Origin of the sequence: Stenotrophomonas rhizophila (assembly GCF_000661955.1) — a bacterium.
GTDB lineage: Bacteria > Pseudomonadota > Gammaproteobacteria > Xanthomonadales > Xanthomonadaceae > Stenotrophomonas > Stenotrophomonas rhizophila.
In genome coordinates this window covers 4404091-4429871 of the sequence record NZ_CP007597.1, presented here as the reverse complement: position 1 = coordinate 4429871, position 25781 = coordinate 4404091, and the positions used below count along the sequence as shown (strand labels likewise).

21 protein-coding genes are annotated in these 25781 nt (G+C 68.0%); 12 read left to right on the top strand and 9 right to left on the bottom strand.

The window, feature by feature from the left end; genetic code table 11:
* Window positions 1-3 precede the first annotated feature (3 nt).
* From DX03_RS19415 to DX03_RS19405, 3 genes are all read right to left on the bottom strand, one after another.
* Window positions 4-1338 (bottom strand): TldD/PmbA family protein, encoded by a 1335-nt coding sequence (locus DX03_RS19415; RefSeq protein WP_038691355.1) that lies wholly within the window; start codon window positions 1336-1338, stop codon window positions 4-6.
* A gap of 21 nt (window positions 1339-1359) precedes the next feature.
* On the bottom strand, window positions 1360-2994 hold the full coding sequence (locus DX03_RS19410) for a TldD/PmbA family protein (protein ID WP_038691354.1): 1635 nt from the start codon (window positions 2992-2994) through the stop codon (window positions 1360-1362).
* A gap of 134 nt (window positions 2995-3128) precedes the next feature.
* A complete protein-coding gene (locus DX03_RS19405; RefSeq protein ID WP_038691353.1) occupies window positions 3129-4757 on the bottom strand; it encodes a TldD/PmbA family protein in 1629 nt (542 codons plus the stop codon).
* A gap of 142 nt (window positions 4758-4899) precedes the next feature.
* On the opposite strand from DX03_RS19405, the gene DX03_RS19400 reads away from it, so the two are divergent.
* Window positions 4900-5520, top strand: coding sequence for a DUF938 domain-containing protein (locus DX03_RS19400; RefSeq protein WP_038691352.1), 621 nt, complete (start codon window positions 4900-4902; stop codon window positions 5518-5520).
* On the opposite strand, the gene DX03_RS19395 is transcribed toward DX03_RS19400, so the two are convergent.
* From DX03_RS19395 to DX03_RS19385, 3 genes are all read right to left on the bottom strand, one after another.
* Window positions 5521-6783: a type II toxin-antitoxin system HipA family toxin gene (locus tag DX03_RS19395; protein WP_280512933.1), complete on the bottom strand. Its 1263-nt coding sequence runs from the start codon at window positions 6781-6783 to the stop codon at window positions 5521-5523. It lies immediately after the preceding gene.
* A 14-nt stretch (window positions 6784-6797) separates the two neighbouring features.
* Window positions 6798-7241, bottom strand: coding sequence for a helix-turn-helix transcriptional regulator (locus tag DX03_RS20825; protein ID WP_081797290.1), 444 nt, complete (start codon window positions 7239-7241; stop codon window positions 6798-6800).
* A gap of 170 nt (window positions 7242-7411) precedes the next feature.
* On the bottom strand, window positions 7412-11113 hold the full coding sequence (locus DX03_RS19385) for an indolepyruvate ferredoxin oxidoreductase family protein (protein ID WP_038691349.1): 3702 nt from the start codon (window positions 11111-11113) through the stop codon (window positions 7412-7414).
* A gap of 194 nt (window positions 11114-11307) precedes the next feature.
* Between DX03_RS19385 and DX03_RS19380 the strand changes: the two genes are divergently transcribed.
* Complete coding sequence (locus DX03_RS19380; protein WP_038691348.1) at window positions 11308-11937, top strand: tetratricopeptide repeat protein; 630 nt, start codon at window positions 11308-11310, stop codon at window positions 11935-11937.
* A gap of 104 nt (window positions 11938-12041) precedes the next feature.
* Window positions 12042-12956, top strand: coding sequence for an AEC family transporter (locus DX03_RS19375; RefSeq protein WP_038691346.1), 915 nt, complete (start codon window positions 12042-12044; stop codon window positions 12954-12956).
* Between the two features lie 143 nt (window positions 12957-13099).
* Here DX03_RS19375 and DX03_RS19370 read toward each other — a convergent pair whose 3' ends face one another.
* Window positions 13100-14584 (bottom strand): AAA family ATPase, encoded by a 1485-nt coding sequence (locus DX03_RS19370; protein ID WP_038691344.1) that lies wholly within the window; start codon window positions 14582-14584, stop codon window positions 13100-13102.
* Between the two features lie 130 nt (window positions 14585-14714).
* Here DX03_RS19370 and DX03_RS19365 point away from each other — a divergent pair, with 130 nt between their 5' ends.
* The 9 genes from DX03_RS19365 to DX03_RS19325 all read left to right on the top strand — a co-directional run bounded on the left by DX03_RS19365 (window position 14715) and on the right by DX03_RS19325 (window position 23718).
* Window positions 14715-15347, top strand: a complete 633-nt coding sequence (locus DX03_RS19365; RefSeq protein WP_038691342.1) for a ParA family protein — start codon at window positions 14715-14717, stop codon at window positions 15345-15347.
* Window positions 15348-15364: 17 nt separating this feature from the next.
* Window positions 15365-15841: a SixA phosphatase family protein gene (locus DX03_RS19360; protein ID WP_038691340.1), complete on the top strand. Its 477-nt coding sequence runs from the start codon at window positions 15365-15367 to the stop codon at window positions 15839-15841.
* Window positions 15842-15844: 3 nt separating this feature from the next.
* Window positions 15845-16435 carry a YceI family protein gene (locus DX03_RS19355; RefSeq protein WP_038691338.1) on the top strand — a complete coding sequence of 197 codons (591 nt, stop codon included), beginning with the start codon at window positions 15845-15847 and terminating at the stop codon, window positions 16433-16435.
* Window positions 16432-18486 carry a phospholipase D family protein gene (locus DX03_RS19350; protein WP_038691336.1) on the top strand — a complete coding sequence of 685 codons (2055 nt, stop codon included), beginning with the start codon at window positions 16432-16434 and terminating at the stop codon, window positions 18484-18486. Before DX03_RS19355 ends, DX03_RS19350 begins: the two co-directional genes overlap by 4 nt.
* A gap of 25 nt (window positions 18487-18511) precedes the next feature.
* Window positions 18512-18949 (top strand): hotdog fold thioesterase, encoded by a 438-nt coding sequence (locus DX03_RS19345; protein ID WP_038691334.1) that lies wholly within the window; start codon window positions 18512-18514, stop codon window positions 18947-18949.
* Between the two features lie 181 nt (window positions 18950-19130).
* Window positions 19131-19922, top strand: a complete 792-nt coding sequence (locus DX03_RS19340; protein WP_038691332.1) for a lysophospholipid acyltransferase family protein — start codon at window positions 19131-19133, stop codon at window positions 19920-19922.
* Between the two features lie 56 nt (window positions 19923-19978).
* Entirely contained in the window at window positions 19979-20968 is a 990-nt protein-coding gene (locus tag DX03_RS19335) for a YheT family hydrolase (RefSeq protein ID WP_038692689.1), read from the top strand.
* Between the two features lie 58 nt (window positions 20969-21026).
* A complete protein-coding gene (locus DX03_RS19330; protein ID WP_038691330.1) occupies window positions 21027-23096 on the top strand; it encodes a tetratricopeptide repeat protein in 2070 nt (689 codons plus the stop codon).
* Between the two features lie 10 nt (window positions 23097-23106).
* Window positions 23107-23718: a YbhB/YbcL family Raf kinase inhibitor-like protein gene (locus DX03_RS19325; RefSeq protein WP_038691328.1), complete on the top strand. Its 612-nt coding sequence runs from the start codon at window positions 23107-23109 to the stop codon at window positions 23716-23718.
* Window positions 23719-23908: 190 nt separating this feature from the next.
* Here DX03_RS19325 and DX03_RS19320 read toward each other — a convergent pair whose 3' ends face one another.
* Window positions 23909-24748: an META and DUF4377 domain-containing protein gene (locus tag DX03_RS19320; RefSeq protein ID WP_038692687.1), complete on the bottom strand. Its 840-nt coding sequence runs from the start codon at window positions 24746-24748 to the stop codon at window positions 23909-23911.
* 72 nt (window positions 24749-24820) lie between these two features.
* Window positions 24821-25615 carry an undecaprenyl-diphosphate phosphatase gene (locus tag DX03_RS19315; protein ID WP_038692685.1) on the bottom strand — a complete coding sequence of 265 codons (795 nt, stop codon included), beginning with the start codon at window positions 25613-25615 and terminating at the stop codon, window positions 24821-24823.
* Window positions 25616-25781: the final 166 nt, after the last annotated feature.

Below are 25781 nucleotides of genomic sequence, written 5' to 3'. Positions count from 1 at the left end.
GCATCAGACCGCGTCGGACAACGAGGTGAAGGTGAAATCGCGCAGTTTCATCGGCGGAATCATCATCACGAAGTTCGACTCGTCACCGGCCACGCGCACCGGCTTGCCCAGCTCTTCGATGTTGTTGAGCATGATCACCGGCGACTCGTTGAAGCGGAAATTCTTCACCGGGTACTTGATCTGGCCGTTCTCGATGTAGAAGGTGCCATCGCGGGTCAGGCCGGTCAGCAGCACGGTCTGCGGATCGACCATGCGGATGTACCAGGTGCGGGTGACCAGGATGCCCTTCTGGGTACCACGCACCAGATCGGCGGTGCTCTTGTCGCCGCCGCTCATCAGCAGGTTGCCCGGGGTGGCATTGGCGGTCTTGCCCTGCTTCTGCGCCCAGAACCGGGTGTACTCCAGGTTGGCGACCTTGCCGTTCTCGATGATCGGCAGCTTGCCGCGCGGCATGCCTTCGCCATCCCACGGCAGCACCGGGGCTTCGGGGTGCCACGGGTCGGCATGCATGTTCACGCGCGGGTCGTAGACCTGCTCGCCCAGCTTGTTGCCGCCGCCCTTCTTGGACAGGAAGCTGCGGCCTTCATCGGCCGAGCGCGCGCTGAAGAAATTCATCATGAAGCTGATCAGGCCCGCCGCGGCGGCCGGCTCCAGGATCACCGTGTACTTGCCCGGTTCCAGCGCCTTGGCTTCCTGCGATTCGGTGGCCTTGCGCATCGCGATCTGGATGTCCTGGTCGGCCTTGAAGTCGGCGGCATCCTTGAGGTTGCGACCCACCCAGCCCGAACCGCGGCCATCTTCAGTGCGCACGGTGCAGGTGTAATCGAAGTTGGTGCTGCGCTGGTAGCCGAAGTTGCCGTTGCTGTTGGCGGTGGCGTAGAAGCCCTGGCCGTCTTCCAGGAAGCCGGCGGCGATCAGGCCCTTGCCGCGGCACGGGGCGATCGAGTCGGCGGCGACCTTGGCGCGGAACGCCGGGTCGATGGCGGCGGTGGACGCACTGAAGGTGGGGCTGGCGGTGTAGGTCTGCTTGCCGATGGCCGGCATGAACTCCGGGTTTTCCGGGGCCAGGCGGGCCAGGTCTTCGGCGCGGCGCACCACGCGTTCCAGCGCGGCATCGTCGAACTCGTTGATCGAGGCGGTGCCCACGCGCTTGCCAAAGGCCACGGTGACGGCCAGTTCGGTGTTGTCCACGATGCCGCTGGTGGAGACGTTGTTGAGCGCGAAACGGATGTTGCCGTTGATCGAGCCGGCCAGCACGGCGGTGCATTCATCGGCCTTGGACAGCGCGATGACCTTGTCGAGGATGGCCTTGGCTTGTGCTTCGGTGAAGATACTCATGATTCGTAGGCTCCTGACCGGTCAGCCGAGGCTGCGTGCGGTGTTGATGACGTTGATGCCGTTGAAGCGCGCGGTGGACGACCCGTGCGAGACCGCCGAGACCTGGCCCGGCTGGCCCTTGCCGTCGAAGAACGAACCGCCCAGGCGGTAGTCGCGTTCATCGGCCACGGCGCTGCAGGCGTTCCAGAATTCCGGCGTGCGGATCTGGTAAGCCACGTCTTCAAGCATGCGGGTGATCTTGCCGTTCTTGATCTCGTAGAACAGCTGGCCACCGAACTGCGCGTTGTAGCGCTGCTGATCGATGGAGAAGGAGCCGTCACCGATGATGTAGATGCCGTTTTCCACGTCCTTGACCAGGTCGGCCACGCTCAGCGGGGTTTTGCCCGGCGCCATCGACACATTGGCCATGCGCTGGAACTGCACGCTGGACCAGGAGTCGGCATAGCAGCAGCCGTCCGAGGCGGTCTTGCCCAGGATGTGGGCCTGGTCGCGGATGGTCTGGTAGTCCACCAGCTTGCCGTCGCTGATCAGGTCCCAGCGCTTGGTCTTGACGCCTTCGTCGTCGTAGGCCACCGCGCCGAGGCTGCCCGGCTGGGTCTTGTCGGCGAAGATGTTGACCTTGTCGCTGCCGTACTGGAAGTGCTGTTCGCGCTTGTCCAGGGTGGCGAAGCTGGTGCCGGCGTAGTTGGCTTCGTAGCCAAGCACGCGGTCCAGTTCCAGCGGATGGCCGACCGATTCGTGGATGGTCAGCCAGGTGTGCGAGGGGTCCAGCACCAGGTCGTACTTGCCCGGCTTCACCGACGGTGCTTTCAGCTTCTCCTGCGCCTGCTTGGCCGCCGCGATGGCATCTTCCTTCATGTCGTAGGAGGAGCTGTAGTTGACCACCCCGTTGGGGGTGAGCACCTTGCCGGCGGCGGCGCCATCGAGGTATTCGTAGCCCATGCCCATCGGCGCGGACAGGCCTTCGCGGGTGCGGAACTTGCCGCTGGCCTTGTCGATGGCGGTGATGGTCATCGGAGCCCAGATGCGGTGCACGTCCTGGTCGATGTAGGAGCCATCGGTGGAGGCGAAGTACTTCTGTTCGTTGACCAGGAACAGCATCGAGTTGACGAAGCTGGCGCCGGCGGCCATCGCCGCGGCGTTGACGTCCAGCAGCAGGTCCACCTTCTCCTTGATCGGCACGTCCATCGCATTCTTGCGGATGGGGGTCTTCCAGCTCACTTCCCCCACGCCGGGTGCGGCGGCCAGCTGTACCGGCGCGGTCTGCACGCCCGAGTTGGCCTTGGCGATGGCGGCCGCCTGCTGCGCGGCGCGCGCCACGTCGGCGGTGCCCAGCTGGTTGGTGGCGGCAAAGCCCCAGGCGCCGTTGACGATCACGCGGATGCCCACACCGGTGGATTCGGTGTTGACCACGTTCTGCACCTTGTCCTCGCGGGTGATCACGAACTGGCGCAGGTAGCGCCCGATGCGGACGTCGCAGTAGGTGGCGCCGGCCTGGCGGGCAGCGGCCAGCGCGGCGTCGGCCAGGCGCTTCTTCAGCCCCAGGTCCAGCGTGCTGTGCAGCTGCTCGGCGGCGATCACCTTGCCGAAGAATGACGGCACGATCAGTCCGCCAGCGGTAAGCCCGGTGAGGGCGAGGAAGTCACGTCTTTGCAAGGCAGCTCTCCACGTCGGTGTGGGGGTGGCAGGGAAACGGCGACATCACAGCGACCGCCGGGGCGGTGGCCCCGATTCTTGCGGCCATCGGAAGGGGGCGTCAAATGACGAAATGCACGGTGGGCAGGGCATGCTCATCCCAGGCTGCGCGCGGTGTTGATGATGTTGATGCCATCAAAGCGCGTGGTCGACGAGCCATGCGACACCGCCGATACCTGGCCGGGCTGGCCCTTGCCGTCGAAGAACGAGCCGCCGAAGCGGAAGTCGCGTTCATCGCAGATCGCGCTGCAGGCATTCCAGAATTCCGGCGTGCGGATCTGGTAAGCCGCATCTTCGACCATGCCGGTGATCTGGCCGTTCTTGATCTGGTAGTACAGCTGGCCGCCGAACTGCGCGTTGAAGCGCTGCTGGTCGATGGAGTACGAGCCGCGGCCGTGGATATAGATGCCGTTCTCCACGTCCTTGATCATGTCGGCCACGCTCAGCGGGGTCTTGCCCGGGGCCAGCGAGACGTTGGCCATGCGCTGGAACTGCACGCTGGACCAGGAATCGGCGTAGCTGCAGCCGTGCGATTCGGTCTCGCCCAGGATGTGTACCTCGTCGCGGGTGGCCTGGTAGTTCACCAGGATGCCGTCCTTGACCAGATCCCAGCGCTTGGTCTTGACCCCCTCGTCGTCGTAGCCCACCGCGCCCAGGCTGCCGGGGGCGGTCTTGTCGGCGAAGAAGTTGACCCGCTCGCTGCCCCAGCGGTAGCCGGCGTCGCGCTTGTCCAGGGTGGCAAAGCTGGTACCGGCGTAGTTCGCCTCGTAGCCCAGCACACGGTCCAGCTCCAGCGGGTGGCCGACGTTCTCGTGGATGGTCAGGAACAGGTTGGACGGGTCCAGCACCAGGTCGTACTTGCCCGGCTTGACCGACGGGGCCTTGAGCTTCTCGCGCGCATGCCGCGCCGCGGCGATGGCATCTTCCACCGGGTCGTAGGAATCACGGTAGGCGGTGATGCCGCCGGGCAGGGCGATCTTGCCGCTGGCATCGCCGTCCAGGAATTCGTAGCCCATGCCCATCGGCGAGGACAGACCGGCGCGCGTGCGAAACTTGCCGCTGCTCTTGTCGATCGCGGTTGCGGTGAACGGCAGCCAGATGCGGTGCACGTCCTGGTCGATGAAGGAGCCGTCGCTGGAGGCGAAGTACTTCTGTTCGTTGACCAGGAACAGGGTGGAGTTGATGAAGTTGGCGCCGGCATTGAGCGCGGCGGCGTTCAAGCTCAGCAGCAGGTCGACCTTGTCCTGGATCGGCACGGCCATCGCGTTCTTGCGGATGGGCGTCTTCCAGCTCACCTCGCCCACGCCCTGCACGGGTGCCAGCTGGACCGGACGGGTCTGGATGCCGGCGTTGGCCCGGGCGATGGCGGCCGCCTGTTCCACCGCGGCCTTCACTGCGGCCGGTGTCTGCTGGTGCGTGGCGGCAAAGCCCCAGGCGCCGTTGACGATCACCCGGATGCCGATGCCCGACGATTCGCGGTTGGTGACGTTCTGCACCTGCGCCTCGCGGGTGATCACCGACTGGTTGAGGTAGCGGCCGATGCGTACGTCGCAGTAGCTGGCCCCCAGCCGTTTGGCGGTCGCCAGTGCCGCGTCGGCCAGCGCCTTCTTGCGGGCCACGTCGCCCGGCTCGAGCAGCTGCTCGGCGGCGATCAGGCGGGAGTGCGGCAGCATCAGGCCAGCCAGGCCCATTCCAGACAGCGTCAGAAACTCACGGCGTTGCACAGCTTGCGATTCCCCGGGTACGGTCGCGGGCAAGGCGCCGGCGACAGTGGACAAGTCCTCGACTTTCGGTGGCAGGCGGCAGTGGCACAAGTGACTGCGGTCATGGTTGGATGTGTCTTGTCCAATTCATCTTGAGCATTGCATGAGCCAGCAACGTTGGTCCGAGGCCTGCGAACGCAACCGTGAGCCGATTCTTGCGGTGCTGCAGCGGCACCTGCACGACCGCACGCGCGTACTGGAGATCGGCAGTGGCACCGGGCAGCACGCGGCGTACTTCGCCGCACAGCTGCCGCACCTGCAGTGGCAGGCCAGCGACCACCCGGACTACCTGCCGGGCATCGCCGAGCGCCTGGCGCAGGCCGCGCTGCCCAATGCACCCGCACCGTGGCCGCTGCAGGCGGTGCTGTCGCCCCGGCCGGGCCTGGGCCCGCTGCCGGAGGCGCCGCGGGGCTTCGATGCGGTGTTCAGTGCCAACACCCTGCACATCATGAGCTGGGCGCACGTGCAGGCGTTGTTCGCCGGGTTGCCGGCGGTGATGACGGACAACGCGCTGCTGTGCATCTACGGGCCGTTCAATTACGACGGTGCGTTCAGCAGTGACAGCAACCGGCAGTTCGATGCGTGGTTGAAGGCGCGCGATCCGGACTCGGGCATCCGCGATGCGGAGGCGGTGGACGCGTTGGCGGCTGCGCAGGGGTTACGGCTGGTGGAGGATGTGGCGATGCCGGCCAACAACCGGTTGCGGGTGTGGCGGCGGGGGTGATCAGGCGGTGGTGCTGAACTGTCGAAGGCAGCGTTCGCAACTGCGCTCGATTTCATGCACCAGCGTTTCCAGCACGGGGTGGTCGATACCCTCCTGCTGCAGCAACTGGCGTTGCTGTGAGGCCACGTCGGGCAGCTGCAGGCACATGCTGGCCAATGACTTCATGGCGGCATCGGAATCCAGCCGCATGGCCTCTGCGGTCGCACGCCAATCGCCGAGACGGATATCCCACCACTTGTAGTGGCTGCCCATCTTCATCGCCAGTTTGATCTTGCGCTTCTGCAGTTGCGGATAGGGAAGCGCACTGGAGATGTCATACAACGGCGCCAGTCGGATCTCACCGCCACTGCCCAGCAGCAGTGAGTAGTTCTTGGCGTGGGCGTCGGTTCCACCGATCAGGTAGTTGAAGGCCAGCGCATTGAAGAACAGTTCCACGTCGCGACGGGGCTGGCTGGCGTGCGCCCACAGTACGCCGGCGAGGTCTGCCGCGCCCGGGCCCCCTTCGTTCTGGTACTTGATCTGCGGCATCACCCCCAGCGCCTGACAGAAATCTTCCTGGTGCACGCGGACCCAGCCGGCATCGGTCTGCAGACGGTCATAGCGTTCCACGCAGATGGCCGTTTCACCGGCCAGTTCCCACTGCTCCGACGCCGCCGTGGGCAGGCCCATGGCACGCGCAAGGCGCAGGCAGAACATCTCGTTCTCTACGAACCCGGTGTAGTCGGTGCCCGGCGGTTTGAGGATGTGGGTGGTGGGGATGCGGCCACTGGGAACCGCCCAGCCATCATCCAGACGCAGCAGCGCGATTTTGGCCTGCGCGCCGGCCAGGCTGAACTGCCCGATGTCCCCCAGCCAGCGCCCACTGCCGACGTCGCGGCGGACCTGGGAAAGGCGGGCGGCCACGTCCGCACTGCTCAATCGCTCAATGCCGTCGGCCGCACCCGACAGCACGTGGGGCAGGCGCTCGGGGGTCACGAACTGCACGGCCCCTGCGCAGTCTTCGCCCACATGGGCCAGCAGGGCCACCGGGTTGCGGGGTGACACATGGAAGCGCGACCCCCAGCCCTGCAAGATGGTGTCGTTGTCGGGCAGCAAGCCCCAGATCACCGCGCCTACCGTTGCCGACGGGTGGGTCGGGCGATTCAGTGGAAGGCTGATCGAAAGGGGAAACGCATCGGCTGACGCCAGCCATTGGCGGTCGTAGACGAAGTGCGGGTTGCCGTGGTCGTCCATGTGCAACAGACCCATGGGCCTGCCTTGCATGAGTACGTGCAGCATCACGCCCCCTTCTTGGGCGTGGCGGGGTAGTCGGCGTGCAGCTCATGTACCGACGGCGGTGTGGTCGTGCCCGACGGCGGCAATTCTCGCCGGGCCTGCTCCAGGATCTCTGCGTACGACAGGGTGCCCGGCTTTCCCGGTGCGCGCGGACGACCCTGCTGCGGCAGGCGGTGGCGTTCCACGATCGCATTGATGTCCACGCGGGGAAGGTCGGCGGCGGCCGGCGACGGCGCGGGCAGCGCTGCAGTGAGCGGAACCCCCAGCACATTCATCACCCGCAGCACCAGCTGCAGTTCCGCGCGTGGTTTGCCTTTCTCGATGTCGATGACCCACTGCCGGCTGACGCCGGTCTCGTAGGCCAGGCGTGCCTGGTCCCAGCCCAGCGCCTTACGACGGTTCCGGATCACATGGCCCAGGTCGGCGGGAGTCTTGAGGGCGGTCATGCCCCAAATGTAAGCGTGTGCTGACATGAGAGCAAGTGTCGTCGTACGCCAACATTTGAATCAGGACAGTGCTTTCAATAGCCTCGTTACATCCAAAAGTAAGCGAACGCTTACTTTTGGAGTCTGGTCAACGAACGCTGACATTTAAGAAATGCCAGCGTTCGCTTACCTCATGCCACCTGCACGATATGCAGGGCGCGCGGGTTCTTCCACTGTGCCAGCAAGGTGGCTTCGCGTGCCTTGGCCTTGTGCAGGTGCGCTTCCTTGACGTGCCCGTAGCCGCGGATGTGTTCGGGGATGCTGGCGATCTCCACCGCCAACGCCACGCGGTCATCGCGCAGCCCCTCCAGCAGCAGGGCCACGGTCTGTTCGTAGTCGGCGATGAGCTGGCGTTCGCCACGGCGTTCGGCGGTGCGGCCGAACACGTCGAAGGTGCCGCCGCGCAGGAACTTCAGCTTGGCCAGCAGGCCGAACGCCTTGAGCATCCACGGGCCGTATTCCTGCTTGATCAGGCGGCCCTGCTCGTCCTTCTTGGCAAACAGCGGCGGGGCCAGGTGGAAGCGCACCTGGAAATCGCCCTCGAACTGCTGCTGCAGGCGGCGCTGGAATTCGCCGCTGGTGTACAGCCGCGCCACTTCGTACTCGTCCTTGTAGGCCATCAGCTTGAAGTAATAGCGCGCCACGGTTTCGGTCAGCGCGGTGCTGCCCACCGCGTCCCACTCGGCGGTCCGCACCTTGTCCACCAGCGCGCGGTAACGCGCGGCGTAGGCGCTGTCCTGGTAGTCGGTGAGGAAGCGCACGCGGCGTTCGACCATCTCGTCCAGCGAGCGCGACAGGCGCTCGTCGTCCAGCGGCAGGAACGCCACATCCTCGCCCACGCCATGGCCGGGCAGGCCACGCAGCTCGCGCTCGTCGCCGGTATCGCGCGGGGCCGCGTTGGCGCCCCATTCGTTGCCTTCCCACTCGCCCGGCGGCAGGTCGTGCAGCGGGCCGGGCGTGCGCTCGGCGTCGGTGTGGCCGTTGCGCACCAGGCCGGCGGCCTGTTGCACGGCCTGCGGGTCCACGGCGGCCAGGCGGCCCCAGGCGAACGCCTGCTGGTTCATCTGCACGGCCGCGCCGTTGAGTTCCACCGCGCGCATCAGCGCCTCGAACGAGATCGGCACCAGCCCCTGCTGCCAGGCATAGCCCAGGATGAACAGGTTCGACGCGATCGCATCGCCGAGCAGGGCGGTGGCCAACTGGGTGGCATCGAGCAGCAGCGGCTCGCGCCCGCCCAGCGCCACGCGGATGCCGGCGATGATGTCGGCCGCGGGGAACTGCATGTCCGGGCGCGTGGTGAAGGTGCCCGGCATTGCTTCATAGGTGTTGAGCACCACCTGCGAGCGCTCGGCGCGCACCTTGGACAGCGCCCAGTAGTCGTTCACCACCACCATGTCGCAGCCCACCACCAGGTCGGCTTCGCCGGCGGCGATGCGTACCGCGTGGATGTCTTCGGGCGTACCTGCGATGCGGATATGGGTGGTGACCGCGCCGCCCTTCTGGGCCAGCCCGGTCTGGTCGAGCACGCTGGCGCCCTTGCCTTCCAGGTGCCCGGCCATGCCCAGCAGCGCGCCGATGGTGACCACGCCGGTGCCACCGACGCCGGTGATCAGGATGTTCCAGGGCTGGTCCAGCGCAGTGCGGAAGGTCGGTGCCGGCAGGTTGTCCAGCAGCGCGGTCTTCGAACTGCGCGCGCCCTTGCGCGGCTTGCCGCCGTGCACGGTGACAAAGCTCGGGCAGAAGCCGGTGGTGCAGCTGTAGTCCTTGTTGCAGTTGGACTGGTCGATGTCGCGCTTGCGCCCGAACTCGGTTTCCTTGGGCAGCACCGACACGCAGAAGCTCTTCTGCCCGCAGTCGCCACAGCCTTCGCAGACCAGCGAATTGACCACCACCCGCTTGGGCGGGTCGACCAGCTTGCCGCGCTTGCGGCGGCGGCGCTTCTCGGTAGCGCAGGTCTGCTCGTAGATCAGGATGCTGGTGCCCTTCACCTCGCGCAGCTGCTTCTGCACCGCGTCCAGCTCGGCGCGGTCATGGAACTCCACGCCCTCGGGGAACAGCTCGCGCTTGTTCCACTTGCCGATCTCATCGCTCACCAGCACGATCGTCTGCACGCCTTCGGCACGCATCTGGTGGGCGATCTGCGGCACGCTCAGGGTGCCGTCCACCGGCTGCCCGCCGGTCATCGCCACCGCGTCGTTGTAGAGGATCTTGTAGGTGATGTTGACCCCGGCCGCGATGGCCTGGCGGATTGCCAGCGAGCCACTGTGGAAGTAGGTGCCATCGCCGAGGTTCTGGAATACGTGTTCGGTGTCGGTGAATGCGGCCTGCCCGGCCCAGGTGACACCTTCGCCGCCCATGTGGGTGAAGGTGTCGGTGCTGCGGTCCATCCAGGTGACCATGTAATGGCACCCGATCCCGCCCAGCGCGCGCGAGCCTTCCGGCACGCGGGTGGAGGTGTTGTGCGGGCAGCCGGAGCAGTAGTGCGGCACGCGCGGGAAGCTGGCGCGCGGCAGGGCCAGCTCGGCTTCCTTTTCGTCCATCCAGCGCAGGCGCTGTTCGATGGATTCATTGGTGAAGAAGCGTTGGATGCGGCGGCCGATGACGCCGGCGATGGTGGCCGGAGTCAGCTCGTTGGTGGACGGCAGGATCCAGGTGCCCGCCTCGTCGTACTTGCCCACGATCGACGGGCGCGGGCCGGCACTGGCCGGCCAGTTGTAGAACTGCTCCTTCATCTGGCGCTCGATGAAGGCGCGCTTTTCCTCCACCACCACGATGTCTTCCAGGCCCTGCGCAAAGCGCGCGATGCCCACCGGCTCCAGCGGCCAGGTCATGCCGACCTTGTACACGCGGATGCCGATATCGGCGCAGGCCTGCTCGTCCAGGCCCAGGTATTCCAGCGCCTGCAGCACGTCCAGGTAGCTCTTGCCGGTGGTGACGATGCCCAGCCGCGCACGCGGGGAGTCCATGACCACCCGGTCGATGCCGTTGGCACGGGCGAAGGCCTGCGCGGCGGCAACCGCATAGCGGTGCAGGCGCATTTCCTGGTCCAGCGGCGGATCGGGCCAGCGGATATTGAGACCACCGGCCGGCATCTCGAAGTCCTCGGGCAGCAGGATCTTCCGCGCGAACGGGTCGACCTGCACCGAGGCCGAGGATTCCACGGTCTCGGCAATGGTCTTGAAGCCGATCCAGCGCCCGGTATAGCGGCTCATCGCCCAGCCGAGCAGACCCATGTCCAGGATGTCCTGCACACCGGCCGGGTTGAGCACCGGCATCATCGCGCTGACGAACTCGTCCTCGCTGCCATGCGGCAGGGTCGAGCTGCGGCAGGCATGGTCGTCGGCGGCCAGCGCCAGCACGCCCCCGTGCACCGAGGTGCCGGCCGCGTTGGCATGCTTGAACACGTCGCCGCAGCGGTCCACGCCCGGGCCCTTGCCGTACCACATGCCATACACGCCCTGGACCTTGGCGCCCGGGAACAGGTTGGTCTGCTGGGTACCCCAGACCATGGTGGCGCCCAGGTCCTCGTTGAGGCCGGGGGTGAACTTCACCCGCGCCGCCTCCAGGTGCTGGCGGGCCCGCCACAGTTCCAGGTCGAAGCCGCCCAGCGGGCTGCCGCGGTAGCCGCTGATGAAGCCGGCGGTGTCCAGCCCGGCCGCCTCGTCGCGCAGGCGCTGCATCAACGGCAGCCGCACCAGCGCCTGTACCCCGCTCAGGTAGATGCGGCCATCGGTACGGGTGTACTTGTGGTCCAGCGTATAGCTGGCGTCCAGGCCACCGGCGTCGGGCTGGTTGGCGGAGGAGGGCGAGGTGAGTTCGGCGGTACTGGTCATGGCTGGCCCGGGAAGTCGGCTGGCACGGCCGCAGCAAACACGACCGGAAAGGCGCGGATTGTAGCAGTGGCGCCGAAATGGACCTCGGGCACTCGCGTCCGGGCGCACGCTGGGGTTAGGATCGGGATGGGAGGTTGTTGTGACAACCCGGGGGAGTTTGCATGGCAGTGGCAAGACAGGGGCGCGCCGGCGTGATGCGGGCGGCTGGTTTGGCTGCGGCGTTGATCGCCGCAATGACGACATTCGGGGTAGCGGCGCAGCCGCTGCCCGCGTTGCAGGAGTTCTACTTCGACACCGATCCCGCTGCCGTTCCGATGGTGGTGGTGCCGGCCGGCAGTGGCGACCTGGTGGACCAGCTCATGAAGCAGCGCGAGCGCGGGCGCAAGGCGCTCGATGCCACCGTGCAGCTGGCGGGCGTGGCGTTCTCGCAGGGGCGTCCGGAGCTGGGCCGCACGCTGTACGCCGAGGCAAGCAGCAGCGCGCCGCCGACCACGGCGACGGGGCGCGCGGTGCGCTGGAACTACGGCTGGGACCTGTTCCGGCTGGGCGAGGTGGAGGCGGCGTTGGCGCAGTGGAGCACGGCCCAGGGCGGCATGCGCGGCAACCCGTCCTGGGTGCCGGCCACCTACGCGCTGGCGCTGTGGACCTTGGGGCGCAAAGACGAGGCCGTGCAGTGGTACGCCGCGGCGGTACGCACCGAGCCCCAGCAATGGAGCAGTTCGGCACGCTACGCCGACCTGCTGCCCAGCTGGCGCGACAGCGAGCGCGCCACCCTGGCCGAGGTGCAACAGGCCTGGGCGGCACAGCCGCCGGCCTGGCCCTGAGCCACCGGGCGCTGCCTGTGGCGGCCGCCCGGACCGGACCTGTGGCACCTCGCTTCGACCAAGGTCGGAGCGGCGGCGGCCTGCGCATCGGCTAGGCTGTTGCGATGGCTTTCGATGCGTTCGCCCTGATCCTGACCATGCTTGGCCTGGGCATGCTGTTTGCGCGCCTGCGCGCGCTGCCCGAGACCAGCGCCGAGGTGCTCAACCGCGTGGTGCTGTATGTGTGCCTGCCTGCGGCGGTGCTCACCTACGTGCCGCGGCTGCACCTGGATGCCAGCCTGATCGGGCTGATGGCCACGCCCTGGCTGCTGATGCTGGCCAGTTGGGCGCTGGTGTCGCTGGCCACGCGCGTGTGCGGCTTTGCCCGCGACGTGCACGCGGTGCTGCTGATCTGCGTGACCCTGGCCAACTCCAGCTTCATCGGCTACCCGATGGTGCGCGCCCTGCTGGGCGACGCCGCACTGCCCTACGCGGTGGTCTACGACCAGTTCGGCACGTTCCTGCTGCTGTCCACCTTCGGCCTGTACGTGATTGCCCGTTACAGCGGCGACACCCCGCCCACGGCGGCCCAGGTGCTGGCCCGCATCGCGCGGTTCCCGCCGCTGTGGGCGCTGCTGTTCGCACTGCTGCTGATGCCCGAACAGCCGCCTTCCTGGATAGGTAACGGCCTGAAGCAACTGGCCGATGCGATGCTGCCGATGGTGATGCTGGCGGTAGGCTTGTCGATCCGGCTGCGGCTGTCACGCCAGGAACTCACCCCGCTGGGGATCGGGCTGGCGCTGAAGCTGCTGGTGATGCCCGCCCTGGCGGTGCCGATCTCGTGGCTGCTGGGCCTGCAGGGCACGATGCTACAGGTGAACGTGCTGGAATCGGCGATGCCGACCATGATCACCGCCGCCGCCCTGGCGATCTCGCACCGGCTGGCACCGCGGCTGGCCGCGGCGATGGTGGGGTACGGCATTCTGTTGTCGCTGGTGACGCTGCCTGCGTGGGTAGCCGTGCTGCAACAACCCGCATAAAAACCGGTAGAGCCGAAGAACCGGTAGAGCCGACCGTTGGTCGGCTGCTCTACCAGGGCCACCGACACCGCCCGTGCGCGTCAGCCGACCAACGGTCGGCTCTACGTCGGCGTGTCGGCGAACGTCGGCGAGGCGCCGAACGTTTACCCGTCGGCGCTTACCGTGCGGCCGCGCGCCCATTCGCGCAGTGCGGTGACCTGCTCGGCCATCAATACCGACAGCGGCCGGCTGCTGCGGATCTCGGCCATCAGCAGGTCGGTATCCAGCGCGCGTTCCTCGGCATGGGCGGCGTACAGCCCGGCCACCACGGCCTGTTCGATCTCGGCACCGGAGAAGCCGTCGGCGGCGGCGGCCAGGGCCGGCAGCGCGAAATCGTCGGCATTGAGCTGGCGCCGGCCCAGGTGCAGGCGCAGCAGCTCCACCCGGGTGTTGGCGTCGGGCAGGTCGACGAAGAAGATCTCGTCGAAGCGGCCCTTGCGCAGCAGCTCGGCCGGCAGCTCGTGCACCTGGTTGGCAGTGGCCACGATGAACACCGCGCCCTTGCGCTCGGCCAGCCAGGTCAGCAGGTAGCCCAGCACGCGCCGTGACACCCCGCCGTCCTCGCCACCGCTGGCCAGGCCCTTCTCGATCTCGTCGATCCACAGCACGCACGGCGCCAGCTGCTCGGCCGAGGCCAGGGCGTCGCGCAGGTTCTTCTCGGTCTCGCCGTGGTACTTGTCATACAGGCTGCCGAAATCCAGCCGCAGCAGGGGCACCCCGAAGCCGGCGGCGGTGGCCTTGGCCAGCATCGACTTGCCACAGCCCTGGACCCCCAGCAGCAGCATGCCCTTGGGCGGGTCCAGCCCGGCGGGGCCCTGGCCCCCCAGGAACACCGGGCGGCGCTGGTTCACCCAGCGCTTGAGCCGGTTGGCCCCGGCCACGTCGGCAAAGCGGGTGGTGTCGTATTCGAAGTGCAGGTGGCCGGCCCGGTTGAGCAGCTCGAACTTGAGCCGGGCCAGTTGCGGCAGGTCGTCCTGGCTGAGCGCGCCGTCGGCGAAGATCAACTGCCGGCCGATGCGTCGCGCGTCCACCATGCTCAGGCCGCGCAGGTTGTGCAGGATCTTCTTGACCGCCTCGTTGTCCACTTCGACCCGCCGCCCGCCGTTCTCGCGGGCATAGGCTTCGGCCTCTTCGCGCAGCATCTTCAGCAGCGCGTTGAGGTCGGGCAGGCGCGGGTTGAAGCGGGTGGCCAGGGCTTCCAGTTCGGCCGGCAGCTCGACCTTGGCACCGATCAGCACCAGCACGTGGGCTTCGCAGTGGCGGCGCTGGATCAGGTCGCGCAGCGCGCGCTGGTGGCTGGCATAGCCCAGGTAGGGATGGAAATCGAGCAGCAGGTAGATGCCGCGCTGCTCGGCCTGGCGGATCATCTGCAGGGCCGAACTGGCATCGGGCGGCCCAACCGCGTCGTCCTCGCGGTCCATGTCGATGCGGCGCAGGCCCTCGGTGATGGACCAGCGGTGCAGGGCCCGCCAGACATGCATCAGGGTCTGCCGGAACAGCTCCACGATGCGACCCTCGTCCTGGGTCTCGATGATGATCAGCGGGGTGTTGGCGCGGATCAGCGCGCTCAGGTCCTGTAACTCGCTCATGCCGGCTTGCAGTCCATTGGATCGCGCACGATAGCAAAGCGCCGGCCGGTGCAGGGGTTCAGCAGTGCGACTATCTCCGTCACGGACGGCGGTGTACGCTGCGACGACGTTCCCCGGAAGCGAGGCTGGCATGAAGACGATCCTGGTAGCCGGTTCCAAGGGTGGGGTGGGCAAGACCACCGTCGCCACCCACCTGGCGGCGCATGCCGCATTGGACGGCAAACGGACCGTGCTGGCCGACGCCGACCCGCAGGGCTCCAGCACCCGCTGGGCGCAGCGCCGCGCGGTGCTGGAAAGCGCCGTGCTGCCGGTGGACGTCTACCGCAAGAAGGCCTGGGAGAAACTCATCCCCGACGGTACCGACGAAGTGATCATCGACGCACCGGCCGGGGCATTGGCCGACGATCTGGGCCACTTCCTTGACGTTGCCGATGCCGTGGTGGTGCCGGTGCTGCCCTCGGCGCTGGACATCGAAGCCATCGTCGGCTTCCTCAACAGCCTGTCCAAGGTGCCGCGCGTGCACCGCCGTGCGCTGCCGGTGGGGCTGGTGCTCAACCGCACCAAGCCGTGGACCCAGACCTCCCAGCAGGCCATCCAGATGCTGGCCGAGTGGCCGTATGACGTGGTCGCGCAGCTGCGCGACAGCCAGAGTTACGTGGTGATGGTCGGGCTGGGACGCAGCCTGTTCGATTACCGCTCCGCGCAGGTGCGCGAGCACCAGAGTGACTGGGAGCCACTGTTGAAGTGGCTGAAGAAAGCCTGATCCGGAAGAGAGCCTTTATGCGAGAACTGATCCTGCTGCGCCATGCCCACGCCGAAGCCGCCAGTACCGGCCAGGCTGACCTTGACCGTCCGCTGTCACCGATCGGCCTGGCCGAAGCGGAAGCGGCCGGCCGCTGGCTGAAGGAGAACAACCTGCTGCCCGATTGCGTGCTGTGCTCGCCGGCGCGGCGCACCCGTGAAACCCTGGAGGCCGTGCTGGGCATCACCGGTTTTGTCGAAAAGCGCCTGGAAGATGCCGTATACGACGCCACCCCGGGCACCTTGATGGGCCTGATCGAGGCCCGTGGCGATGTCGACCGGCTGCTGGTGGTCGGGCACAACCCCGGCCTGGAACAGCTGGTGGCGCTGCTCAGTGAAGGCACCAGCAGCGATTACCGCGGCATGCCGCCGGGCGGCATCGCGGTGCTGTCGGTGGACGGCAAGGCCAGCATCGAGCCCGGCGTGGCCACCCTGACCGCGTTCTGGTGGCCGTAGCCCATGGCGGTAGTGCGCGTGTTGTTGGGCTGCCTGCTGGCACTGGCAGCCGAAGCGGCCTGCGCTGAACCACCGGCGCCTGCCCCGCGCCAGGTGCTGGAGTTCGATACCGCGCGCTCGCGCTTCGGTTTCGAGATCCGCACCCGGCTGGGGCAGCGCATCGAAGGGGTGTTCCCGCGTTTCGAGGGGCGTATCGAGGTGCTGTCCGACGGGCGTCACCAGGTGCACCTGCGGATGTTCACCCGCTACGTGGAAATCCCCGGCAAGACCCGCTACACCGGCTGGATGCGCGGCGAAGAGTTCTTCGATTCGGCGCGCTATCCGGTGGTCGAGTTCGACTCGGTGCCCTACTGGCCCGAGGTCGTGGACAAGGGCGGCGGGGTGGAGGGCAGGCTGATCCTGCGCGGGGTAAGCCACCCGGAGACCCTGCGGGTCGAACCGGCGGAGTGCCCCCGGGCCGGGTATGATTGCGACGTGGTCAGCCGCGGCAATGTGCAGCGAGGCCGGTATGGAATGGACAGCTGGCAGCTAGCCTTGAGTGATCGAGTGACCTTCGTATTGCGAGCGCGTCTGAGCGAGGCGCCGAAACCGTGAACCCATTGTTGAAGATCGTGCTGCTGGCACTGCTGTTGCTGGTCAGTGGCTGTGCCTCGCTGTCCAACGCCGAGCGTGAGCGTGCGGCCGGCATTGCCGTGCAGGCCCGTTCAACCGTGGTCGAGTGCAGCCAGCCGGACCGCTGCGCGCTCGATTCGCCGCTGCGTGGCCTGGGCGGCAAGGCGTTTGCCGCCTCCACCGAGGCCGCCCCGCAGCACTACGCCACCATCATCGATGAGGGCGAGGTGTCGCTGGTGGCGCGGCTGAACCTGATCCGCAGCGCCACCCGCAGCATCGACCTGCAGACCTACATCTTCGACAAGGACGACAGCGCCCGGCTGGTGCTGGACGAACTGCTGGGCGCGGCCCGGCGCGGGGTCAAGGTGCGGGTGCTGATCGACCAGCTCTCGGCGATCTCGGACCTGGAAATCCTCGGGGCGCTGGCCAGCAGCCACCAGAACTTCGAGCTGCGGGTGTACAACCCCACCTTCGGCAAGGCGCGGTTGAACTACTTCGACTACGCCGGCAGCGTGCTGTGCTGCTTCCGCCGCTTCAACCAGCGCATGCACAACAAGCTGCTGGTGATCGACGATGCGCTGGGCGTGGTGGGCGGCCGCAACTACCAGGACGACTATTACGACTGGGACAGCGAATACAACTTCCGCGACCGCGACGTCCTGGTGGCGGGCCCGGAAGTGCGCGAGATGGCGGCCAACTTCGACGCCTTCTGGCGCGCGCCGCGCAGCGTGCCGGCCGAACGCCTCAACGATGTCGGCGGCCTGCTGCTCAAGAACGGTGCGCCGCCGATGCCGCCGGCCGAGTTCCGCCACCCGCAGCGGATCGCGCGGGTCAGCGCCGAAGCCGACGACCCGGCGTATGTCACCCGGGCGTTTGTCGACACCGCGCTGCCGGTGGCATCGGTGCGCTACGTGGCCGACCTGCCGCGCAAGCACCGCCGCGAACGGGCCAGCCAACCGGCCAACGGCCAGCACGTCACCGAGCCGCAGCTGGACGCGTTGATTTCCAGCGCGCAGACCGAAGTGCTGCTGCAGACGCCCTACCTGGTGCTGTCCAAGCCCGCCCGCAAGCTGTTCTCCGACCTGCGCAAGCGCCCCCAGCCGCCGCGCATCGTGGTGTCGTCCAACAGCCTGGCGGCCACCGACAACCCGATCGTCTATGCGCTGTCCTACAAGTACAAGCGGCGCAACCTGCGCGAGCTGGGCTTCAACATCTACGAATACAAGCCGTTCCCGCTGGATGCCCCGGTGGATTACCGCAACCTGCTGCCGGCCCCGCTGGGCGAGGCGCCGCCGTCGGACGGCAAGCGCAGCAGCCTGATCGGCGGCAGCGCGGCGGGGAGCAACGCCCGCGGCAGTGCCGGCAGCGGCGAACGCCGACGCAGTGAGCCCGACGCCGACGCCACGGCCAGCGCCACCCCGCGCCAGACAACCCCCGGCCCGGCCGCGCGCCGCCGCACCGACGGCAGCGTGGTCGAACGCCGCGTGCTGCGCGCCGAAACCCGGCCGTCGTTCCTGGGCACCAAGGCGGTCAACAAGCCGCTGCCGGTCACCCGCACCGGTGCGCGCATGGGCCTGCATGCCAAGTCGATGGTGGTGGACCGCCGCATCGGCGTGATCGGCACGCACAACTTCGATCCGCGCAGCGAGAACTACAACACCGAAGGCGCGGTGATCATCGACGACCCGGTGTTTGCCGAAGCGCTGGCGCAGAGCATCCTGCGCGACATCCACCCGCAGAACTCGTGGGTGGTGGCGCCGCGCACCAAGCCGCCGGTGTTGTCCGGCTTGAACTACAGCGTCGGCAAGGCATCCGAAGCACTGCCCGTGCTGGATTTCTGGCCGTGGCGCTACGCCACCGATTACGAATTCAAGCCCGGCCCCGACTGCCCGGCGCCGCTGCGCCGGCAGCACGAGGATTTCCATAAGTGCTACGTGGCCGTCGGCGACTTCCCCGAGGTCAACGTCGGCCCGAAATGGCTGCTGGTACGCATGCTGACCGCCTTCGGCGCCGGCCTGGTGCCCATCCTGTAAACCCTTGGTTCCACGGAGCTGCTGCATGTCCCAGGTATTCCGCGAGGCGGTGTCGATCGAGGCACTCAACGCACTCAGCCGCAACACCCTCATCGACCACCTGGGCATCGTCTTCACCGCCGCCGGTGAGGACTGGATCAGCGCCACCATGCCGGTGGATGCGCGCACCCGCCAGCCGTACGGCATCCTGCACGGCGGCGCCTCGGTGGTGCTGGCCGAAACGCTCGGCAGCAGCGCCGGCAATCTGTGCGTGGACACCACCCAGCACGTGTGCGTGGGCCTGGAGATCAACGCCAACCACATCCGCGCCATGCGCGGCGGCGTGGTCACCGGCACCGCGCGTGCGGTGCACGTCGGCCGCAGTACCCATGTGTGGGACATCCGCATCGAAGACGAGGGTGGCCGCCTGGTGTGCACCTCACGGCTGACGTTGGCTGTGGTTCCGGCGGTCGCCCCGGTCTGATCGCTGCACTGCATGGATGCTGTGTTGCGTCGGTCGCCACAGTGCGCCGGCGCACTGTCGGCGTGGGCGCTGTGCCGCAACCGGGCAGCGGCTTGACCCCTTGCGGTCGCTGGCCCTCCCGCGTTATCGATTTGGCCGCCTGCGGCTGGCAGACCCTGCGGCGCTCGGGTATCGTGCGCGGATGAATTCCCCCACCCCGGCCTCACGTGGCGGCGTGGCGCGTGTGTGCCGCTACCTGTACCGCGTACCGCTGCTGCTGGTCCACCTGTTGCTGTTCCTGCCGATGCTGCTGATCGCCATGCTGCCCCCGTGGGGCGTCATGCGCGTGGGCAACCGTCCGTTCGAGCACGTCGCGGTCAATGCATGGTCCAGCGGCCTGATGTGGATCTTCGGCTTCCGCCTGCACCGGATCGGTACGCCGCTGCCGGGTGCGGTGCTGTTCGTGGCCAATCACGTCAGCTGGGTCGACATCAACATGCTGCACAGCCAGCGCATGATGGGGTTCGTGGCCAAGCGCGAGATCGCCAGCTGGCCGGTGGTGGGCTGGTTGGCCGCCCGCGGCCAGACCATCTTCCACCAGCGCGGCAGCACCGAGTCGCTGGGCGGGGTGATGCAGGAAATGGTGGTACGCCTGCGCGAGGGCAAGGCCGTGGGCGTGTTCCCCGAGGGGCGCACCCGCGGCGGCCATGAAGTGGGCCCGTTCCACGCCCGCATCTTCCAGGCCGCGGTGGAAGCCCAGGTCCCGGTGCAGCCGGTGGCGCTGCGCTATGGCTGGCGCGGCGACGCCCAGACCATCGTGGCGTTCGGCCCGGGCGAGAGTTTCTTCGCCAATTTCCTGCGCCTGCTCGGTGAGCCGGCCCGCCGCGCCGAGGTGCATTTCCTCGCGCCCATTGGTACGCACGACCTGGAAGGCCGTCGCCGCATCGCTGAAACTTCGCGGACGCGCATCCTGGCGGCGATGAACGCCGAGTAGCGCATGTCGGCTCTTCACGCGCCAGCGTCGCAACCGGGAGCAGGCTGCCGCCCATGTTGACCGCTGCCGACTACCGCCCGCCGCGTTGGCTGCGCAATCCGCACCTGCAGTCGATGCTCAGCTCCAGCCGCATGCGCATGCAGCGCGGCCTGATGCTGCTTGCCGCCACCGGGGCGATGACCGAAGAGCTGATCCTGGACGGCGGGCAAGGTGTGCGCCTGCAGGGCTGGCACAGCCACGTGGAAGGCCGCGAGCCGATCGGCATGGCGCTGCTGCTGCATGGCTGGGAAGGCAGTGCCGAGTCCAGCTACATGCGCATGACCGCCGCACGCATGCTGGAGGAAGGGTTCGATGTGGTGCGGCTGAATTTCCGCGACCACGGCAACACCCACCACCTCAACCCGGGCATCTTCCACTCCAACCGCATCGACGAAGTGGTCCAGGCCGCCGGCGACATCGCCCAGCGCTGGCCGCAGTTGCCGCTGGTCGCGGCCGGGTATTCGCTGGGCGGCAACTTCGTGCTGCGCCTGGCGCTGCGCGCGCCGTCGGCGGGGGTGCCGCTGCGCCGGGTGGCGTCGGTGTGCCCGGTGCTGGACCCGGCCATCACCATGGAGAGCATCGAGAACGGCCCGGCGATGTACGACTGGTATTTCCGGCGCAAATGGGCCGGCTCGCTGCGCCGCAAGCGCGACCTGTTCCCCGAGCTGAGCGACTGGGACGACCGGGTGCTCAAGCTGGACATCCGCGCCCTGACCGCCTGGCTGGTCGAGCATCACACCGATTTCGGCTCGCTGCAGGCGTATTTCGACGGGTACTCGATTGCCGGCGACCGGCTGGCCGGGCTGGCCGTGCCGGCCGACATCCTGATGGCCCAGGATGACCCGGTGATCCCGTTCGCCACCTTCGACGGCTGGCGCCTGCCGGCCCACGCCCACCTGGAAATCGCCCCGTGGGGCGGCCATTGCGGCTTCCTGGAGAACTGGCGCGGCGACGGTTTCTCCGAACGCTGGGTCTCCCAGCGGCTGCGCGCCGAAGCCGTGCGCTGAGCGAGCTTGGCCCGGCGGGCGTGCTCTACAATCGGGGTTTGACCCACGCTGGACCGTCATGCAAGACAAGATCCTCCAAGCCCTGCGCCGCAATGCGGCCGACGATGCCGTGCAGCTTGCGCGCCAGTGGACCGCCGACGAGCCGGAGCAGCCGCAGGCGCACCGCTGGCTGGCGCTGTCGCTGCAGCAGCAGGGCCAGTACGACGCCGCCCTGGAGAGCCTGCAGCAGGCCCTGGCGCTGGCGCCGGACAACGCCGACCTGCACCTGCAGCACGCTGGCCTGCTGTTGGCCCTGCGCCAGTTCGACGCGGCCGGGTCGGCGCTGGACCGCACCGCGTCGCTCAATCCCAACGAGCTTTCGGCCTACCTGATGCAGGCGCACATGGCGCTGCTCCGCAACGACGTGGACGAAGCCGAGCGCATCACCCGCACCGCCGCCCGTCTGGACGAGGACAGCCCCGAACTTGCGGCGTTGAACGGCATGATCGCGCTGCGCCGGGGCGAGGGCGACCGCGCGCTGGCCTTGCTGTCGGCCGCCGCACGTGCGCTGCCGGATGACGCGCGGGTGCTGTACGCGCTCGGGTTTGCCTACATGAGCAAGGACATGCTGGCCTTCGCCGAGCAGGCGTTCCGGCGCGTGATCGAGCTCAATCCGGCCGTGACCTCGCTGCGCGCGCTGCTGGTGCAGCTGGCGCTGCGCCAGGGCAACAGCGAATCGGCCGCGGCTACGCTGCGCCAGGTGCTGGCCGAGCCCGACGGCGACACCCCGGCCACGCGCCGCCTGGCCGGTGAGCTGGAACTGCAGTCCGGCCAGCCGCTGCAGGCGCTGGAGCACCTGTTGCCGGTGCTGGAACAGACGCCCGCCGATCGCCACACGCTGCAGCTGCTGCTGATGGCCTGGCAGCGCCTGGGCCGCGAACAGCAGGCCCGCGACACCCTGGACGCGCTGCTGGACACCCACACGCAGCTGCACGACCTGTGGCTGGCGCGGCTGTCCATCGAAGTGGTGGGTGCGGCCGAAGCGGTTGCCGTGGGCGAGCGCTGGCTGCAGGCCATGCCCGAGCACCTGCCGGCGCTGGAAACCCGCATGCGCCTGCACGACATGGCCGGCGAAGGCGAGGCGGCCGAGGCGATCGCACGCCGCATCGTGGCGCTTGAGCCGGGCCGCGCCAGCGGCGAGACCCGCATCGTGGACGGCCTGCTGGCACGCGACCCGCAGGCGGCGGTCGCCCATGTGCAGGCTATCCATGACAGCGCACCGGACGCGGCCAAGTCCACCCTGCGTACGTGGCTGGGCGCCGTCCAGGACCAGGCCGGGCAGCATGCCGACGCGCTGCGCAGTTGGGTTGGCGCGCACGCCGCAGAAGCCGGCCAGCGCCTGCCGCTGCCGCCGCAGGCCAAGGCGCCGCTGAGCTGGCCGGAGATGGGCACCATTGCCGAGGACGCCGTGGCCCGCCCGATGCTGGTCTGGGGTGCACCGGGGTCGGGCGTGGAGCGCGTGGTCGCGGCCATCGCCGCGGCCAGCAACGTGCTGCGTGGCGACCGTTTCGGCCAGAACCCGCCCGACGATGCCTTCCAGAGCTACCACACCCTGCAGAACCTCTCGACCGGCACGCTCAGCCCCGAGCAGCTGGTGGCCCAGTGGCGCGAACAGCTGCCCTCGCGCGGGCTGGCCGACGCCAATGTGATCGACTGGCTGCTGTGGTGGGACAACGCGCTGTTGTGGGCGCTGCGCCCGCAGCTGCCCGAAGGCCGCCTGCTGGTGGTACTGCGCGACCCGCGCGACATGCTGCTGCACTGGCTGGCGCATGGCGCACCGGCGCCGTTCGCGGTCAACGGCATCGACGAAGCCGCCGAGTGGCTGGCGCGTTCGTTGGCCCAGGTGGCCACCCTGCACGAGCAGGACCTGTACCCGCATGCGCTGGTCAACATCGATGGCATCGGCAACGACCCGGCCGTGATGGCCGAGCACCTTGGCCGTCTGTTCGGCATGCGCTTCCCGCCGGCGCCCACGCTGGGTCCGGCGCGCCTGCCTGCCGGCCACTGGCGCCAGTATCGCGAGGTGATGGCCGCGCCGTTTGCGCTGCTGACGCCGGTCGCGGTGCGCCTTGGTTACCCGGAAGAATGAGGAGTTCCGCATGCGCCTGAGCAGCACCCGCCTTCAGAATGGCCAGCCGATCGCGGCGGAATTTGCCGCCGGTGACGCCGCTGGCTTCGCCCCCAACCGCAACCCACCGCTGGCCTGGAGCGAGGTGCCCGAGGGCACCCGTTCGTTCGCACTGCTGTGCGTCGACCCCGATGTGCCGACCGTATCGGACACGGTCGGCCGGCAGGACTGCACCGTGCCCCGCGACCAGCCGCGCGCCGACTTCGTGCACTGGGCCATGGCCGACATTCCGGCCACGTTGCGCGAGATCGCGGCCGGCAGCTGCAGCGAAGGCTTCACGGTCAAGGGCAAGACCGCGCCGGCCGGACCGGCCGGGTCGCGTCAGGGCCTGAATGACTTCACCGGCTGGTTTGCCGGCAACCCGGACATGGCCGGCCAGTACCTGGGTTACGACGGCCCGTACCCGCCGTTCAACGACGAACGCGTGCACCGGTATTTCTTCCGGCTGTTCGCGCTGGACGTGGCGCAGCTGGACCTGCCGACGCCGTTCACCGCCGCCGATGTGCACCGGGCGATGCACGGCCATGTGCTGGCCGAGGCCGCGTTGCACGGCACGTATACGTTGAATCCGGCGCTGGGTTGATCAACGCCGCCGCCCCGATCCAGTAGTGCCGGCCGCTGGCCGGCTCCCCATGGGCCCTTGCGAAGGTTCATGAGGAGCCGGCCAGCGGCCAGCACCCCACGGGCCCTTCCGAAGGTTCATGAGGAGCCGGCCAGCGGCCGGCACTACCTGTAGAAAGAAGAAGGGCGGCCTCTGGCCGCCCTTCCGCGTTTCAATTCTTGACCGTTTCCGACTCGACCACCATGTCCAGCACGTACGCCAGCGACGAGGCGTCGGCCGGCGGGTTGGCGATCTTGTAGCGCTTCACACGCACCACGTTGCGCACGCCGTCTTCGTGGGTGTAACCCTCGATGGTGCCGTAGAAGTTCTCGAACGCGCCCGGGGTGCCCTGCTTGAGGCCCTTGTCGTCGAAGGCCACTTCGCGGGTCTGCAGGCACTGCATGTCCGGGATCATCGGGTGCGAGCACGGCTTGGTCTTCGCGGCCACTTCCAGGAACACCGTCTCGCCTTCGCCGCCGTAGCGGGTTTCGGCAGTCGGCTCGGGGGTGAAGACCAGCACGTCGCCGGCGGCGGTGCGCAGGGTCAGCTGGCCCTGGCCGGCCAGTTCAGCCTTGAGTGCGCCTTCCAGTCGCGAGCCCACGGCCTGGTCCAGCGCCATCAGCGCCTTGTCGGTGCAGGCCATCATGGTCGAGGCCATCGGCGACACGGTGAGGGTGCCGTCGGCCAGCGTATAGCCGCCGCCCATGCGGTTGCAGGTGTTGCTGACCGACAGGCGGCCGTCGTTGAAGTCCAGCGTCACCGGCTTGTCGGCACGGGCAAACAGGGCGTCCACGCGCTTGCCGCTGGCATCGGTGGCGCTGTCCAGCAGCCAGTGGTTGCCCTGCAGGCGCTGCACGTCCAGCTTGGCGGCGGCCTGGGTAGTGGCGGCCGCCGTCGGCGCGGGGGCGAGGTCATCGCTGCCGGTGCCGGCCGGTGCGGTGGTGGACGGGTTGCTGCAGGCGGCCATCAGGGCCAGCGGCAGGATCAGCATCAGGGTGCGGGTGCGGTTCATGGACATCTCCTTGGGAACCCGGGGAAAAACGGTGCAGCGTACGAAACGGGGTCAGGCAGGTACCGGCGGTGTTCAGTTGCCAGCAGGCAACCACAGCAGCAGTGCCGCGCCGAGTGCGATGCGATAGAACGCAAACGCGGTGAACTTGTGGGACTTGATATAGCCCAGCAGCCACTTCACTACGACGAAGCCGGTGACGGCGGCGGCAAGGAAGGCCACACCCACGTCGGTCCAGTTCTCGTTGCCGAGCTTGCCGTCCTTGGCCATTTCCAGGAACGCGTAGGCACTGGCGGCGAACATGGTGGGAATGCCCACCAGGAACACGAACTCGGTGGCCGCCGCGCGCCGGCTCAGGCCAAACAGCATCGCGATGAAGATCGCGGCCGCCGAACGCGAGGTGCCCGGGAACACCCCGGCCACCACCTGCGCCAGGCCGACCAGAATGGCCACCTTCCAGGTCACCTCGTCGCGGTCGGGCAGGCGCGCGCTGTAGGTTTCCACCAGGATCATCCAGATACCGCCGATGATCAGCGCCCAGGCCACCGGGGTGACCGTCTCGGGCAGCTCCCAGCCAGCCAGGCGTACCGGCAGGCCCACCACGGCGGTGACCAGGAAGGCGGTGCCCAGCTTCATCACGTAGTCGCGGTTGGCGCGCTCGTGCAGGCCGGTGGCCAGCGTCCACAGCCGCTGGCGGAACACCAGGGTGATGGCCAGGATCGCGCCGGCCTGGATCACGATGTTGAAGAAGTCCGAGCGCGCGCCCAGCCAGTGCTGGGCAATCAGCAGGTGGCCGGTGCTGGAGATCGGGAGGAATTCGGTAAGGCCTTCGAGGATGCCCAACAACAGGGCAGAGAGCAGGTCGGACATCGGGTGCTGGGACTCGGAATGGATGAAATCGCGGTAAAGCATAAAACATCAAACGCCGCACCAAATGTGTGCGTGGTGCGGCCGTTGCACCGTTGTGGTGCGGCGGCTTCCGCGGCGGGCAGGGTGCGCGGCCAATGAAATCAACAACTTGTGAAGAATAAAAAGT

Bases quoted from the DNA above. Each gene is read 5' to 3' on its own strand.
- DX03_RS19415 (WP_038691355.1), bottom strand. From the start codon at position 1,338: ATGAGTATCTTCACCGAAGCACAAGCCAAGGCCATCCTCGACAAGGTC.
- DX03_RS19400 (WP_038691352.1), top strand. From the start codon at position 4,900: ATGAGCCAGCAACGTTGGTCCGAGGCCTGCGAACGCAACCGTGAGCCG.
- DX03_RS19395 (WP_280512933.1), bottom strand. From the start codon at position 6,783: ATGCAAGGCAGGCCCATGGGTCTGTTGCACATGGACGACCACGGCAAC.
- DX03_RS20825 (WP_081797290.1), bottom strand. From the start codon at position 7,241: ATGACCGCCCTCAAGACTCCCGCCGACCTGGGCCATGTGATCCGGAAC.
- DX03_RS19385 (WP_038691349.1), bottom strand. From the start codon at position 11,113: ATGACCAGTACCGCCGAACTCACCTCGCCCTCCTCCGCCAACCAGCCC.
- DX03_RS19380 (WP_038691348.1), top strand. From the start codon at position 11,308: ATGCGGGCGGCTGGTTTGGCTGCGGCGTTGATCGCCGCAATGACGACA.
- DX03_RS19375 (WP_038691346.1), top strand. From the start codon at position 12,042: ATGGCTTTCGATGCGTTCGCCCTGATCCTGACCATGCTTGGCCTGGGC.
- DX03_RS19370 (WP_038691344.1), bottom strand. From the start codon at position 14,584: ATGAGCGAGTTACAGGACCTGAGCGCGCTGATCCGCGCCAACACCCCG.
- DX03_RS19365 (WP_038691342.1), top strand. From the start codon at position 14,715: ATGAAGACGATCCTGGTAGCCGGTTCCAAGGGTGGGGTGGGCAAGACC.
- DX03_RS19360 (WP_038691340.1), top strand. From the start codon at position 15,365: ATGCGAGAACTGATCCTGCTGCGCCATGCCCACGCCGAAGCCGCCAGT.
- DX03_RS19355 (WP_038691338.1), top strand. From the start codon at position 15,845: ATGGCGGTAGTGCGCGTGTTGTTGGGCTGCCTGCTGGCACTGGCAGCC.
- DX03_RS19345 (WP_038691334.1), top strand. From the start codon at position 18,512: ATGTCCCAGGTATTCCGCGAGGCGGTGTCGATCGAGGCACTCAACGCA.
- DX03_RS19340 (WP_038691332.1), top strand. From the start codon at position 19,131: ATGAATTCCCCCACCCCGGCCTCACGTGGCGGCGTGGCGCGTGTGTGC.
- DX03_RS19330 (WP_038691330.1), top strand. From the start codon at position 21,027: ATGCAAGACAAGATCCTCCAAGCCCTGCGCCGCAATGCGGCCGACGAT.
- DX03_RS19325 (WP_038691328.1), top strand. From the start codon at position 23,107: ATGCGCCTGAGCAGCACCCGCCTTCAGAATGGCCAGCCGATCGCGGCG.
- DX03_RS19320 (WP_038692687.1), bottom strand. From the start codon at position 24,748: ATGAACCGCACCCGCACCCTGATGCTGATCCTGCCGCTGGCCCTGATG.
- DX03_RS19315 (WP_038692685.1), bottom strand. From the start codon at position 25,615: ATGTCCGACCTGCTCTCTGCCCTGTTGTTGGGCATCCTCGAAGGCCTT.